Below are 15,007 nucleotides of genomic sequence, written 5' to 3'. Positions count from 1 at the left end.
CGTCTTGATGCCCATCAGCTCTGTCCAGCGGCGGAATGTTCCCACGAGAACAAAGACCATCAGCACCATGACCAGGCCAGCCAGGGCGGCCAGCAGGTACTTGCCGTTGGGGATGTAGTCGGTGGTCAGTTGGAGGTAGCCTGCCCAGAATGTCACCACGGTCATGAAAATACCGGGGATGGCCGTTACCAGGCAGTACTTGCCCCTGTTCATGCGCAACAGCATGCTGGTGCAGACGATAAGGGCGCAGGCGGCCAGCAACTGGTTGCTCATACCGAAGAGCGGCCAGATATTGCTGATGTTACCGGTGTAAACCAGGTAGCCCCACATGGAGGTGAAGGCCAGACTGGTAATAACAATACCCGGAACCCAGTTCTTGTCGGCGAACGGGGCGTAAACCTTGCCGAGCATTTCCTGCAGGAAGAAACGGCCCACGCGCGTGCCGGAGTCAATGGCGGTAAGAATGAACACCGCTTCAAACATAACGGCAAAGTTGTACCAGTAGGCCATCAGGTGATCCATGTACGGGATCTTGTGGAAGATATGGGCCATGCCTACTGCCAGCGACACGGCGCCGCCGGGCCGGGCATGGAGGTTCAGGCCGATCTTTTCTTCAAAAAAGGTCAGGTCCACGGTGTGCAGGTTGGGGTGGACGGCCAGCAGGGCGTCGTACTTGGCCGGGGAAGCGTTGATGGCAAAATAGTCGCCGGGCATCAGTGTGCAGGCGGCGATCAGGGCCATCATGGCCACAAAACCTTCGGTAAGCATGGCCCCGTAGCCCACAAAAAGGATGTCACGCTCGTTGCCGAGCATCTTGGGGGTGGTTCCCGTGCCGATAATGGCGTGGAAGCCCGAAATGGCCCCGCAGGCGATGGTAATAAAGATGAAGGGCATAACGGGACCGCCGATGACAGGGCCGCCGCCGTTGATAAAGGGCGTAATGGTGGGCATGAGTATGGTGGGCTGCACAAAGATGATGCCCACGGTAAGCATGAGAATGGTGCCGATTTTCAGATAGGTGGAAAGGTAGTCACGCGGCACCAGCAAAAACCATACGGGCAGCACCGAGGCAAAAAAGCCATATACGGCAATGGCGATGGCAACGGTATTTCTGTCCCAGTCAAAAGCCCAGCCAAGCACATCCTGCTTCATCAGGTCATGCCCGCTCAAAATGCCCACAACCAGCAGCACCAGGCCAAGAAGACTGGCGAAAAGCACGCTGTTCTTCTTGTAGCGCATGATAAGTCCCATAATCATGGCAATGGGCATGGTGATGACCACGATAAACAGCGACCAGGGCGCGTTGTGCATGGCGCTGATGCAGGCCAGAGAAAGGCCGGCCAGAGTAAGGATAAGAATACACAGAACCGCTACACCCGCCACTGCTCCCGTGACAGGCCCGACCTCACGGGTAGCGATGGCCGCAAGGCTCTGGCCTTTATGGCGCACGGAGGCAAAAAGAACCACCATGTCGTGAACCGCGCCGCCAAGCACACATCCCACCAAAATCCACAGGGCGCCCGGCAGGTAACCAAACTGGGCGGCCAGCACAGGGCCGACAAGAGGCCCGGCCGCAGCAATGGCGGCAAAGTGGTGGCCGTACAGGACATATTCGTTGGTTTTCACATAGTCATGCCCGTCGGCAAAGCGCACCGAGGGCGTGCTGCGGCTTGCATCCAGCCGCAAAACCTTGTTTGCCAAAAAGATGCCGTAAATACGGTATGAAATGGCAAAGATGCATAAAGACGCAAACACAAGGGTTATAGCATTTATGTTTTCAAGAGCTTCCATTGCAAATTCTCCCGTCTGGACTTGAATCGACTTTATCGATCAGGCAACAAGCCATACTCTGCGCAGCTTTATCCGCATGCGCAGGCAATGGTGTTTCACACCAAAACAGTTGCTTATACAGCAGGCCTCCTCAAAGAAATTTTCACTGAAAAATTGCCACAGTAAAACCAAAAACTGCATCTAAACCAGGCAATACATGTCTTCGGCAATACTCCTTGTTTTTCTGCTACACCCTTCAGACGCCTCTGTCCATGCCGGTCAGAGCACTTTACGTACCGCCGGTACCGTGAAAACAGTTCGGCAGGCCAGCCGCAGATGCCGTACCCGATGCACATTCCTGCATAACACCCTAAAATATTAACAATTCCTATTCATGAAAGCATGCATGCTTCAACGGAAGCTTCGCGGCCCTTTCAAAATAAAAAAAATGTCCCTTGTGCTTTTTTGTGCAAAAAATCGGAGAGTTGTTTTTTCCTTTCCGGCTCCGGCGCCACCTGCGCCGCTGCCCTGCTTCCCGAGCGGCACGTTTCCGCCTTCCCGGCGGGCTTGCATTCCGCCCGGCATGGGTCTATCTTCAAAAAACCGGCTGGGGGAGCCATCATGGCTGAGAAAGGGCTTACGCGCCCTGACCCCTAGAATCGCGCAAAAAAACGCGGTTCTGCACCTGACGCGGATAGTGCCGACGAAGGGAAGCTGGCCAGCCTGGAAACAGGTTTGTGCTTGCCCGCAGCCGTATTGGTTCTGCGGGTTTTTTTGCGCCCTGAAAGGCCCAGAAATCACAAGCCCGCAGCCCGAAACAGGCTCTGTAAGCTATGGAGGTTCTTCATGAACATTATGGTCAACGGGCAGACCGAAAGTTGTGCTCCCAATGCCAGCGTGGCCCAGTTTCTGGCCGAGCGCGGGCATAAGACCAACACGGTGGTGGTGGAACGCAACGGCCACATCCTCGCCAGAGAGGCATTTGCGCAAACCTTTCTGCAACAAGGCGATAAACTGGAGATTGTGCATTTTGTAGGCGGCGGCTAGAGCAGCCTGCCATCAGAAACCTTTGACTGTCTGCGTGCATATTGTGAGAACCTGCCCGGCCAACCCAGTGCACAACCGGACGGCCTGTTTGCGCAGCAGGCTGCGCATAAAACAGCCGTTACGACAAGCAGACGCAAACGCTTCTTCCCATGCCTGTACAATATTGCCGCACAGCACAAGCCGCTTTCAGCCCCATGGCGCAGCAAAGCTCCGCATGAGCAAAACACGGCATGACCTTTGAAAACGGCGGCGTAATATTTTGCAGCAGCACACAATCTTCAGCAGCGCCTTTGCGCGGAGAATGTCATGAATAGCAGCGACCCCTTTGTTCTGGGCGGCATCAACCTCGGCAGCCGCCTTTTCATCGGCACGGGAAAATACGGTTCTGACGGGCTTATCCCCGCAGTGGCCGAAGCCAGCGGAGCCGAGGTCATTACCGTGGCCATGCGCCGGGTGGACAAACCCACCACCACAACGTCAGGACAAAACGCTTCTCAGGGCATCATGGGCCACATTCCCGGCCACATGCGGCTTTTGCCCAATACCTCGGGCGCGCGCAACGCCGAAGAAGCAGTGCGGCTGGCCCGACTGGCCCGCGCCGCCGGTTGCGGAGACTGGATAAAGATTGAAGTCATATCCGACACACGCCACCTGCTGCCCGATGGCTATGAAACGGCAAAAGCCACAGAAGTTCTTGCCAAAGAAGGATTTACCGTGCTGCCCTACATCAACGCCGACCTGTACGTGGCCCGGGCCTGCGTCGAAGCCGGAGCAGCCGCCGTCATGCCGCTGGGTTCGCCCATCGGGACCAACAGGGGGCTGCGCACCAAGGAAATGATCGCCATCCTCATCGAAGAAATAGATCTGCCCGTTATTGTGGATGCAGGCATCGGCCGTCCTTCGCAGGCCTGCGAAGCTATGGAAATGGGGGCCGCCGCCTGTCTGGTCAACACCGCCATCGCTTCGGCCCATGATCCCGTGGGCATGGCACGCGCATTCGGTGAAGCCGTCCGGGCCGGACGCAACGCATGGCTTTCAGGGCTTGGAAGTGTACGCGGTATGGCCGCCGGAGCCGACGCCTCGTCCCCTCTTACGGGCTTTTTGCGCTGAGGGGGCAGTAATGGAAACTTTTCAAAACATCTTGCAGGCATGGCCCGCGCAACGCCGAGCTGATGCAGTACAGGCGGCCACAGAGGAACACGTTTTTTCCGCCTTGCAAAAAAACATCCTTCAACCCGAGGACTTTCTGGCCCTGCTCTCCCCTGCGGCCAGCCCCCATCTGGAGCTGATGGCCCGGCGCGCCCACGAGCTGACCCTGCGCTTTTTCGGCCGGGCGGTGCATATCTTCACGCCGCTCTACGTCTCGGACGTCTGCACAAACCAGTGCCGCTACTGTGGCTTCAATGCCAAAAACAAGCAGGCCCGCCGCCACCTCAGCGTGGATGAAGCCGCTGCCGAGGCCAAAGCCGTGGCTGATCTCGGTTTTCAGCATATCCTGCTGCTTACCGGCGACGCACGGCATCTGTCTTCGCCGGAGTATATCGCCGCTGTGGCCCGGCGCATCAAGCCTTTGTTCGCCTCAGTCGGCATCGAGGTATACTCCCTCACCACCGAAGAGTATGCCATGCTTGTGGATGCGGGTGTGGACAGCATGACCATGTTTCAGGAAACCTATACTCCTGAGCTGTACGCCTGGCTGCATCCTGCCGGTCCCAAGCGCGACTATGCCTTTCGCCTCAACGCGCCCCAGCGCGCCGCACAGGCCGGCATGCGATCCATGGGCGTTGGCGCGCTGCTGGGCCTGGACTCTTTCGAGCAGGACGCCTTCGCCACGGGACTGCACGCCTGGTGGCTGCAACGGCACTACCCCGGCATGGATGTGAGTGTATCCATACCGCGCATCTGCCCCCATGAGGGCAATTTTGACGTGCCGCATGCCCTGGATGACCGCCATCTGGTGCAATACGTAACAGCGCTGCGCTGCTTTCTGCCAAGGGCGGGCATCACCTGTTCCAGCCGCGAAAGCGCCTTTATGCGTGATCACCTGCTGCCGCTGGGTGTAACGCGGGTATCTGCGGGCGTGTCCACTGCCGTGGGTGGGCGTGCCACAGAAGACGCCCATAATCCCGGTCAGTTTGAAATCACCGACGGCCGTAGCCTGGAGCAGATGGTCTCGGCCCTCGCAGGCATGGGTTACCAGCCCGTGCTCAAGGACTGGGAAGATCCCGTGGGCGCATGGGCATGACATGAAAGAAAAAACATCCGTAGCAAATCCCCTGCGCCAGGGGCTTGGCCGCTATCTGGCCCCGGAGCATCTGGCAATATTGCAGCAGGCCCGCATCGGCATCGCCGGTGCGGGCGGTCTCGGTTCCAATGCGGCCCTTATGCTGGCCCGCAGCGGCGTGGAGCACCTGACCCTGGTGGACGATGACGTGGTGGACGCTTCCAACCTCAACCGGCAGCAGTACTGGCCACGCCATGTGGGCCGCTGCAAGGTGGACGCCCTGCATGAGATATTGCTGGAGCTGAACCCCCGGATGGCGGTGGACGCCCGCAAAACGCGCATTACCAGCACCAGCCTGCCGGACCTGCTGCCCACCTGCCCCATATGGGTGGAGGCGCTGGACAATCCTGAAGACAAAAGCCTTTTTGTTGAAACCGCCCTGCTGGCCGGCCACCGCGTCGCCAGCGCTTCCGGCATGGGGGGCTTCGGCGGCGCTCCCATGGGGCGGCGCAGGCTCGGCAACCTCGTTCTGGTGGGCGACTTTACTACAGATATCCTCATGGCTCCGCCACTGGCTCCCCGCGTAACAGAGGCGGCGGCCCTGCTGGCCGATGCCGTACTGGAGATGCTGCTCGGCAGCCCGCACATGCCGGAAACCGTCCTTTGAACCGAAACAGAAAACGCACAAAAACAGAAGCCATCCGACACATAAAAGCCTCCGGCTGCCGAAGCGCGGCTGCCGGAGGTTATGATATCCACAGCCCTGGCATGGCGTAATGTGCTTTGATGCAACGCAAAGTTAAAAGCTTCAGCCCAAAACCCGGCTGGCGGGCTTCAGAAAATCCGTCCTTATTTCCTCAAAAAAATGACCCGCTTCAGCACAGGCACAGTACCGTTGGTACAGACCTGAGTTGAAACGGGTCATTTATGTATTCTCAAGGCTGCCAGGTGCTCACCTCGGCCTTGCAGCGGGGCATGCTGCCGCGACCTTTGCGGCCACCGTCTGCCTGCCCACCACCGCAAAACAAGGCGCAACGCACTGGCAATAACTATGCTCTGGCGCGTTCCGGGGCGGGGCCGTGTTCGGCAGCCGCCCGGAACCGCAGGGGCATGAGCCTACAGCATGCATGCCAGATGCGTCAGCCCGATGAGCGCGTGAATATCTTAGAACACCGTGGGGTTGACGATCACCAGCACCCAGCAGATGGTGCCCACCACAAGGCCGTACAGCAGGAAGGGCCAGAACGTACGGCGGAGCACTTCGCCTTCACGGCCGGAAAGACCCACAACCGCGCAGGCAGCAACGATATTGTGTACGCAGATCATGTTGCCCATAGCGCCGCCCACGGCCTGCGCAGCCACGATGATCTGACGCGGCAGTTCCAGGGTTCCGGCCATGTTCCACTGGAATTCAGCAAACATAAGGTCGGAAACCGTGTTGGAACCGGTGATAAAGGCCCCCAGGCCGCCCACAAAGGCTGCAAGCATGGGCCACACCGAACCTGCAAAAGCGCCCACAGCCTCAGCCAGGGCAAGAGGCATGGAAGGAACTCCAGCAGGATTGGCCGCGGAACCGCGGAAGATGGACACCATAGCCACAGCGAAAACCAGGGCAATGGTGGGCGACTTCATTTTGCGGAAGCTTTCCTTCCAGGCACGGGAAACAGCCTGGCCGGGCATTTTATGCAGCATGATGGTCAGCAGCGACACCACGATAAAGAAGGTCCCGGGCAGGTACAGATAGTCAATGCTGGCATTGACGCCGGTAAAGCCCAGAATGTTGTTGAAGCTGATCTTCTGGCTGGACAGCCAGCCCTTGAGTCCCAACGAAGGTATGCGCGAGATAACCAGCAGCAGGCAGATGATCACATACGGCAGCCACGCGCGCAGCTGGCTCATGCTGGCGTGAAACTCGATCTTGGTGCTGGCGGGTACTGTGCCTGTCCAGGCTTTGTCCCACTGGCTGGAAGGTGCGAATTCCCACACGTCCTTGGGTACGCAAAAGCCCTTCTTTGTTGCCCACACCACAACGCCAAGGCCCAAAAGGCCGCCCAGCATGGCGGGAAATTCCGGCCCAAGCAGCCAGGCGCACAAAAGGTACGGCACAAGAAAGCACACTGCGGCGAACACACAGTACTTCCAGGCGCGAAAGCCAGCAGCCCAGGATTTTTCAGGGCCGAAAAAGCGCGTCAGAAAGCCCAGCATAAAAATGGTGATGATGATGGCCATAGGCGCGTGCATGATGGTAGCCCATTCGCCCACGGCCTTGCAAAAGGCGTCATAGCTGCTGAACGGCAGACCGGGATTGGCAGCCACGGCTTCGGCCACGCTGCCCTTCAGAAAGCCAAAGCCCACAATAACAGGGGTTCCCACAGCGCCAAAGGTTACAGGCACAGAGTTGAACACAAGGCAAATAACGGCGGCAGCCATGGCTGGAAAGCCAAGAGCCAGCAAAAGCGGGGCCGCCAGGGCCGCAGGCGTGCCGAAACCGGCCGCGCCTTCAATAAAGGCCGCGAACATGAAGCCGATGATGATGGCCTGGATACGCCGGTCCCGGCTGACGCCCTGCATACCGTGCTGAATGGTTTCCATGCCACCGCTCTCTTCCAGTGTGTACAGGATGAGGATGGCGCCAAAAACAATAATCAAAACACCAATCGCCACAACAACGCCCTGCAGCGACAGGGCCGCAAGGTACAGCAGGTCCAGTTTCCAACCGATCACGCCGCTGACGGCGCAGACAAACCACGCAAGCGGCATGGCCCGCGTAGCGGGCCAGCGCAGCCCCACCATCAGAACCAGCGCCACAAGAATCGGAACAACCGCCAATAAGGCCAACACTCCAATAGCCATGCCCACTCCTTTGTTAGCTCGAGCTTTTCATAAATCTTAAAAAAACTATGTACACTTTGTTTTCTTTTCAATCAATGAATGTTAAATGCTTATTCTCAAGAAATGACATATAGTGACAGTCAATTATTTTTATTTACGCGCCCAAACGGCAGCCCCGTAGCGGGCAAAACGCTTCGGCTACGGCTACAACCGGGAACTGCAACATCCGGTTATACTGGTTCAGGATATGCGTCATGCCCCAGCCGCATACGGCTATGCGGGCTGGGGCATGACAGAGAGTTTTGTTTTTCCGGCCTGCTGTGAAGCGCCGAAAAGCAAAAAAGATATTCAGGGGAAGATTCTTGGCAAAAAAAGTTGGCGGGCGCATCAGTACGACGCGCCCGCCCGGGTGATCATCTTACGGGGTGAAACCTGTCCTTGCCGCCGTCGGTTCACGCAGGCGGCGGCAAGGAAACAAAAGCCCTAGGAGGGCAGCATCCAGTGCAGCACACCGGCCTGCAGATAGGTCAGCGCGCAGATAAAGAGGGTCATGGCAATACTGTGACCCAGCGTGAAGCGGAAGAGGTCGCCTTCATGACCCACCAGGTTGGTGGCCGCTGTGGCCACACTGATGGACTGGGGCGAAATCATCTTACCGGTAACACCACCGGAAGAGTTGGCGGCCACGGCCAGGTTCGGGTCCATGCCCACCACTTCAGCGGTGGAGCGCTGCATACCGCAGAACAGGGCGTTGGAGGAGGTATCCGAACCGGTCAGGAACACGCCGAGCCAACCCAGGATGGGCGAGAACAGCGGGAACAGGGAGCCGGTCAGGGTAAAGGCAATACCCATGGTGGAGCTCATGCCCGAGTAGTTCATGAGGTAGGCCAGGCCAAGAATCATGGCGATGGTCAGGATGGGGAAGCGCAGCTGGTAAATGGTGCGGAAGAAGCAATTTACAGCCTTGCTGAACGAGTAACCGGGCATGAAAGGCACGGCAATGAAACCGGCCAGCAGAATGGCGGTACCGCCGGCAGACAGCCAGTTGAACGTGAACACGGCCGCGTAGTTGGTGTTCTGGGCCACGATGGGGGCGGTCTTTTCAACCATGCCGTCCAGGCCGGGCCAGGAGAACTTCATGATGGCGCCGGGAAGGGCGTTCAGCATGTTCTTGAACTGCGGCAGGCCCCACAGGAAGACCATCACAGCCAGGATGATGTAGGGCAGCCATGCGCGGAACACCACGCCGAAGGGCGGAGCAGATCCTTCGATCTTGCTTTCCTTTTCGCCTTCAAAGCGCCATACACGGGCGGGCTTCCACACGCGCAGCAGCAGCACCATGGCAATGATGGTGATCAGGGCCGACATGATGTCGGGCAGGGTCGGGCCGTGGAAGTTGGAGAACAGGAACTGCGAACCGGCAAAAGCCACACCGGCCACGATGATGGCGGGCAGCACTTCCAGAGAACGGCGGAAGCCGCACATGACGCAGCACAGCCACAAAGGCACGATGATGGACAGGAAGGGCAGCTGGCGGCCCACAATCTGGCTCACGGTCATTTCGTTCAGACCGGAAACCTGGGCGCCCACGATGATCGGAATACCGATGGCGCCGAAGGCCACGGGGGCGGTGTTGGCGATAAGGCAGATACCGGCGGCGTACAGGGGTTTGAAGCCCAGGCCCACCAGCATTGCCGCGGTGATGGCCACGGGCGTGCCGAAGCCGGCCGTGCCTTCAATGAACGAACCAAAGGCAAAGGCGATAAAGATAGCCTGCAGACGGCGGTCGTCCGTCAGGCGGGCGAGCGATTCCTTGATGTACTCAAATTCGCCCGATTCCACGGTCATGTTGTACACCCAGACCGCCGTAACCACGATCCAGATGATCGGGAAGAGGCCAAAGGCTGCCCCGTAGGTCAATGCGCTGAAGGCCGTACCCACAGGCATGCCCCACACAAAGAGGGCGAGAACAAAAGACAGGCCCACGGCCAGAGCCGCGGCGTAGTGTCCTTTGGCGCGGCGTACAGCCAGCATGTAAAAAAGACTGATGAGCGGAATGCCCGCCACCAGTGCGGACCATACGGCTCCGCCCATCGGGTCGTAAACTTGCGTCCATGCCATAACAACTGCTCCCTTAAGCTATGGGTTGTATGGAGACACGGCCCCCCGCAAGCGATTGTGCACCCCACACGCGCTGCGGACCCGACTGTCCCCAAGAATAGCTCTTGGACGGATACCTGTTTCCCGAGTAAAAAACAATGCTTTTTTGAAAGTTGAGAGATGTATAATTAAAAAAATATTGCTTCTAACGACGAAAAGCCGCAGGCAGAGCAAAATACAGGCGCGCGGCAAAATCAAAAAAAGATCCTGGCAAGTAGCTGGCAAACCAAAATATTTTATATTTTCTTCCGCTATTTTTCCACGGAGCCACAGCCTTGCGGGCTTCGATATTTTTTCCTTCACGCCACAAGGCCACGCCTTTCTGAAAAGCGGCCCGCCGCGTCAGCAGCAGCACAAGATTTGCGTGCTCCCGGTCATAGCCCGGGTACAGGCTCCGGTGCTTTTCCAGTATGCGCAGGGTTTCATCAGCGAACTGCCCGAACTTGCGAAACGTTGTGTTGGTTCCGTGCACACGCCAGACAGTAAGCGCCTCGTCCACATGGTCCAGCTTCCAGTCATGGGCAATGCGATAAAAAACATCGGCCTCCTCGCAGACATTGAGGCTCTCGTCAAACCAGCCGCCATTGATGCCCAGCCCTGTGGCCGTTCCCTCCGCAGAAAGACCGGCAAGGGCCTGCGCCCTGACCATGGCGGAAGACATGGATATCCACTGCCGTTCCATCAAGGCTGCAAACACCATCCCCCGCTCCGGCCGCGCTTCGGCAAAAACACGCTTGAGCACGCGCCTGCCGTCAAAAATCTCAGTATCGGTGCTGACCAGCCCCACGCGATCATCAGCCTCAAGCAGGGCCGTTTGAAGCTCCAGCTTGCGCGGCCGCCAAAGATCATCGCAGTCCAGAAAAGCTATGTACCGGCCCCTGGCCTGCGCCAGAGCCAGGTTGCGCGCCGCTCCGAGGGGAACCGTGGTTTCTCCTTTGAAATAGCGTACTTTTTCGCCGTAGCTTTGGGCGATGGCCGGGCTTTCGTCTGTGGAGCCGTTGTCCCAGAACACTATCTCGAAATCCGTAAACGTCTGGGCCATGACGCTGTCCATAGCTTCGCGCAGGTCGCGCGAACTGTTCAGGCAGTTCATGATAACGGAAACAACGGGAGCGCTCATGGTTTTTCCTCACTGTTTGGGGGCTGAGTGGGCGGCACCGGCCCGCGCGACGAGACGGATGCCGCCACGGGGGATCTCTGCCGGAACACCCAGTATTTGCACAAAAAATAGACCATGACCGGCACAAGCAGCACCGCGGCGGGCATGGCTACTTCGTAAGCCAGGCCGAGGCGCATGAGCACCCATATGATGGTGGAATTCAGCCCAAGACCGAGGGCCTGGGTCGCAGCAAAACGCGGCAGCATGCCCCGGTGTGAAAGCCCGCTGCCCGTGCCGCCAGCACGAAACGTCCAGAGGCTCTGCCCAAGGTAGGAGACGGCAAAGCTCAGGGCATAGGCCAGCGCATTGCCTGCCAGAACGGGAACCCCCGGGATACTGACAAAAAACAGCCCCAAAAGGGCATACGTCAGGGTCGCGGCACCGCCCACCATACCGAAACGCACCCAGCGGCGGGACAGCAATGCCCGTACAAAGGCGGCAAGATCCGCCGCAACAGGCGCACGCAGACCTTTGCTCACAACATTTTTTCCACAATATAGCGTGGTTTTCTGCGCACTTCGGTAAAAACTTTGGCAAGATATTCACCCATGACGGCCAGGCAGAACAACTGCACAGAACCAAGCATGAGCACAACGATGATCATGGATGTCCAGCCCTGTATGGTTTCTCCGGCCATGTATTTGTACAGGGAAACCAGACTGTATCCCACGGCAGCCAGCATGCACAGAAAACTCATGATCCCGGCCAGGCGCAAGGGAGCCGCGCTGCATGAGGTAATGCCCTGCCAGGCGAAGGAAAGCATCTTCCAGAAAGGATACTTGGTCACCCCGGCCTGGCGCGAGAGCCGCGCGTAGTAGACCGAGCCGCTGCGAAAACCCATGGAGGGGAAAAGGCCGCGCAGAAAAAGCTTCTGCTCCTTGATGCCCGGCAGCACGTCAAGCACCGCGCGACCCACCAGACGGTAATCCGCGTGATGGGGAACCAGTGGAACTTTCAGCCAGCGCATCATTCCGTAAAACATGGCTGCTGTCCGGCGCTTGAAAGCTGTATCCGTACGGCGATCGTTGCGCACGCCGTACACAATGTCACAACCCTGCGCATAGAGGTCCAGCATCTCCGGCACAACAGATACGTCGTCCTGCAGGTCGGCATCCAGACTGATTATGCAGTCTACCCCCCATTGCCGGGCCATATCCATACCCGCCCACAGGGCGTTCTGATGCCCGGCATTGGACGCAAAACTGATCGCACGGCAAAAAGGGTCCACAGCATGCCGCGCCTCGAGCAGCGCCCAGGTCGCATCCCGGCTGCCGTCATCTACATACAGTGCATAACTGTCGCTTCGGATGCGCCCGTCGGCCTTGAGTTTTTCAAGCAGTGCCGCCAGGGCGGCCAGAGTATCCGGCAAGGTTTCTTCCTCGTTATAACAAGGAACCACCAGCGCAAGCAAAGGAACAGGACGGGACGACAAGGCAACCTCCTTCAAAACAGTGCGGGCTTCAGCCCGTTCAACGCGCAAGCACCTGAGCCACGCCCTCGCATACGGCATCCACATCTTCAGTGGTCAGGCCGGGATGCATGGGCAGCGTCACCAGTTCGGCATAGAGTTCTTCGGTAACGGGCAGGCTTTGTCCGGTGCTGAAACAACTCAGCAGATGATTGGGTTTATAGTGCACGCCCGTTGGCAGATTCTTTGCCGCCAGGGCGTCTTTTACCTCATCCTTGCGCCCATGCAGGATGCGCACGGGCATGATGTGCGGCACGATAAAGTCCTGCGGGTCGGTACGCAGCAGGGCCACGCCCGGCACGGAGGCCAGCTTTTCGGAGTAGCGGGCCGCCAGCGCGCGGCGTGCCGGAATAAATTCCGCTTCCAGGCGCGAGAGCTGCACACGCCCGATGGCGGCCATGAGATTGCTCATGTGGTAGCGCCAGCCCTGCCTCTTCACGTCCGGATCCCAGGAGCGCGCCCCGGCAAAGCGTTTTTGGGCGTCGTCTTCTACGGAAAGCAGGCGGGCATCCGAGGCAAGGCGCGCCGCTTCGGCGTCAAAGGCCACAAGGCAGCCGCCCTCGCCGCAGGTGATATTTTTGATGCCGTCAAAGCTGAAGCAGACCATGTCGCCGAAGCTGCCTATCTTGCGCCCGTGATGTTTGCAGCCAAAGGCATGGGCAGCATCCTCCACCACACGCAGGCCCTTGCGCCGGGCAAAGTCGTACACTTCGTCCAGGTGCCAGGGATTGCTGGCATAGTCCACAAACATGACCGCGATGGTATTGGAGGTGAGGCGCTTTTCCGCATCGGCCAGGTCAAGCGTGCCTGTCTCGGCCAGAACGTCGCAGGCCACGGGTACGCAGCCCGCCGCGGTGATGGCCTGAAAAGAAGCCACAAACGTCAATGAAGGAACCAGCACCTCGGGCTTGCCGGGTACACGGCTCATGGCGGCCGCGGCGTCCACGGCCAGATGCAGGGCGGCTGTGCCAGTATTGACGGTGATGACCTGATCAGGCCTTACACCAAGGTACTGCGCCACCTCTTCTTCAAAAAGGCGCACCTCGTTGCCCATGCCAAGATAGCCGTCTTCCAGAAGAACACGGCTCACTGCACGGGCTTCCGCTTCACCCACTATGGAACGGGAAAGACGCATGGACATGACAGCCTCCTGCTGCGCGGGCATTGGCCCGGCCGGGCCTGACAGCCGGAAGGCCTGAGGCGCGGCGCAATGCGCCTGTGGGCCGGACGCGCGACGGCTCCGGCTTCAAACAGGACGAAAGACAATTTTTACAGAACCTGCACGAGCAGGTTTCCAGCTACAGACCACCTGCAAGGCGCGTTTGTTGCCGCATCTGGCCTGACGGCAGACACACCTTGTCCGCACCTGCCCCACAACTGGGTTTTTCGTAAAACACCCTGCGGAGCATGCTCATATTTCAGGGCATATTATCTTAATAACCATTACCCCGACGCCTGCGTGGGCAGCCGTCCGCCACAAAAGCGCAAGCGCAGCGTACCTGCGCAAACAAACGCGATAGTGAGCGTTTCAGGCACATTGAAAACATGCCTCCGTAAAACTGCACTGTTCTCTTGAGCGCACGCCGTGAGCATGCTCACGGCATAAAGCCCCATCTCGCCGCCGCCCACGACAGGTCCGCCTTGCGAGGGTACATGCAGGCGCATGCGCCTTCAGGCGATTCTGCCGCAACCGGTGCTGAAAACAGGGGATTCATGGCATAATGCGCCCTAGCCAGCTTCGGCGTTCATGTCGCTTAATAATGTGTCGAGGTCAAGCAGAATGAGCAGGCGGTCATCAAGCTTGCCCACTCCCCGGATATACTCCGAGCCGATGCCGCACACAACAGGCGGGGCCGGCTCCACCGTGGAGGCGGGAATGCGCAGCACTTCCGAAACGCCGTCAACCAGAAAACCAACGATTTTCTGGTTGAACTCCATCACCACAATACGTGTTTCGGCATTGTGCTCCATAACAGGCATGTTGAAGCGGATACGCATGTTGACAACAGGAATAACCTTGCCGCGCAGATTGATGACGCCTTCGATAAAGCGCGCCGCGTGCGGAACCATAGTTATCTGCATGGGCCGGATAATTTCCTGAACGGAAAGTATATCTACCCCGAATTCTTCTTCGGCAATGCGAAAAGTGACAAGCTGTAGCCTGTCGCCCTCGTGTTCGTCTTCACCCGGGTGCTCAAGCAGGACGGCTTCCGGTGTGGCAGTGCTCATGATCTTACCTCCATACAGTGGCGGATAAACAACCTGCTATCCTTATCGGCAGCGCCGCGGCGGACAAAAGGGCACGCTGCGGCGGGCGGCACAGGTTGCGCCCGCAAACCCTTCGGGC

12 protein-coding genes are annotated in these 15,007 nt (G+C 58.5%); 4 read left to right on the top strand and 8 right to left on the bottom strand.

Going from position 1 to position 15,007, the window contains the following annotated elements:
• Nucleotides 1–1,791, bottom strand: a 1,791-nt coding sequence (locus tag QZ377_RS02525; RefSeq protein WP_291439233.1) for a carbon starvation protein A, incomplete at its 3' end; no start/stop codon positions are given.
• Nucleotides 1,792–2,616: 825 nt separating this feature from the next.
• Here QZ377_RS02525 and thiS point away from each other — a divergent pair.
• The 4 genes from thiS to thiF all read left to right on the top strand — a co-directional run bounded on the left by thiS (nt 2,617) and on the right by thiF (nt 5,708).
• On the top strand, nt 2,617–2,817 hold the full coding sequence (thiS, locus tag QZ377_RS02520; RefSeq protein WP_291439231.1) for a sulfur carrier protein ThiS: 201 nt from the start codon (nt 2,617–2,619) through the stop codon (nt 2,815–2,817).
• Nucleotides 2,818–3,123: 306 nt separating this feature from the next.
• Nucleotides 3,124–3,927 (top strand): thiazole synthase, encoded by an 804-nt coding sequence (locus tag QZ377_RS02515; protein WP_291439230.1) that lies wholly within the window; start codon nt 3,124–3,126, stop codon nt 3,925–3,927.
• Between the two features lie 10 nt (nt 3,928–3,937).
• Entirely contained in the window at nt 3,938–5,062 is a 1,125-nt protein-coding gene (thiH, locus tag QZ377_RS02510) for a 2-iminoacetate synthase ThiH (RefSeq protein ID WP_291439228.1), read from the top strand.
• 1 nt (nt 5,063) lies between these two features.
• Nucleotides 5,064–5,708 (top strand): sulfur carrier protein ThiS adenylyltransferase ThiF, encoded by a 645-nt coding sequence (gene thiF / locus QZ377_RS02505; RefSeq protein WP_291439226.1) that lies wholly within the window; start codon nt 5,064–5,066, stop codon nt 5,706–5,708.
• 497 nt (nt 5,709–6,205) lie between these two features.
• On the opposite strand, the gene QZ377_RS02500 is transcribed toward thiF, so the two are convergent.
• From QZ377_RS02500 to QZ377_RS02470, 7 genes are all read right to left on the bottom strand, one after another.
• Nucleotides 6,206–7,894 (bottom strand): L-lactate permease, encoded by a 1,689-nt coding sequence (locus QZ377_RS02500; protein WP_291439224.1) that lies wholly within the window; start codon nt 7,892–7,894, stop codon nt 6,206–6,208.
• Between the two features lie 462 nt (nt 7,895–8,356).
• Complete coding sequence (locus QZ377_RS02495; RefSeq protein WP_291439221.1) at nt 8,357–9,994, bottom strand: lactate permease LctP family transporter; 1,638 nt, start codon at nt 9,992–9,994, stop codon at nt 8,357–8,359.
• Nucleotides 9,995–10,178: 184 nt separating this feature from the next.
• Complete coding sequence (locus QZ377_RS02490; RefSeq protein ID WP_291439219.1) at nt 10,179–11,153, bottom strand: glycosyltransferase family A protein; 975 nt, start codon at nt 11,151–11,153, stop codon at nt 10,179–10,181.
• Nucleotides 11,150–11,671 carry a GtrA family protein gene (locus tag QZ377_RS02485; protein WP_291439217.1) on the bottom strand — a complete coding sequence of 174 codons (522 nt, stop codon included), beginning with the start codon at nt 11,669–11,671 and terminating at the stop codon, nt 11,150–11,152. The genes QZ377_RS02490 and QZ377_RS02485 overlap by 4 nt, the downstream gene beginning before the upstream one ends.
• Nucleotides 11,668–12,624, bottom strand: a complete 957-nt coding sequence (locus QZ377_RS02480) for a glycosyltransferase family 2 protein (protein ID WP_291439215.1) — start codon at nt 12,622–12,624, stop codon at nt 11,668–11,670. The genes QZ377_RS02485 and QZ377_RS02480 overlap by 4 nt, the downstream gene beginning before the upstream one ends.
• 37 nt (nt 12,625–12,661) lie before the next feature.
• Complete coding sequence (locus QZ377_RS02475; RefSeq protein ID WP_291439213.1) at nt 12,662–13,801, bottom strand: DegT/DnrJ/EryC1/StrS family aminotransferase; 1,140 nt, start codon at nt 13,799–13,801, stop codon at nt 12,662–12,664.
• A 587-nt stretch (nt 13,802–14,388) separates the two neighbouring features.
• Nucleotides 14,389–14,889 (bottom strand): chemotaxis protein CheW, encoded by a 501-nt coding sequence (locus tag QZ377_RS02470; RefSeq protein ID WP_291439211.1) that lies wholly within the window; start codon nt 14,887–14,889, stop codon nt 14,389–14,391.
• Nucleotides 14,890–15,007 lie beyond the last annotated feature (118 nt).

The organism is Desulfovibrio sp. (assembly GCF_019424165.1).
Taxonomy (GTDB): Bacteria; Desulfobacterota; Desulfovibrionia; order Desulfovibrionales; family Desulfovibrionaceae; genus Desulfovibrio.
Note: the sequence above shows the minus strand (reverse complement) of the source record. Positions and strands in the feature narration are given on the sequence as shown.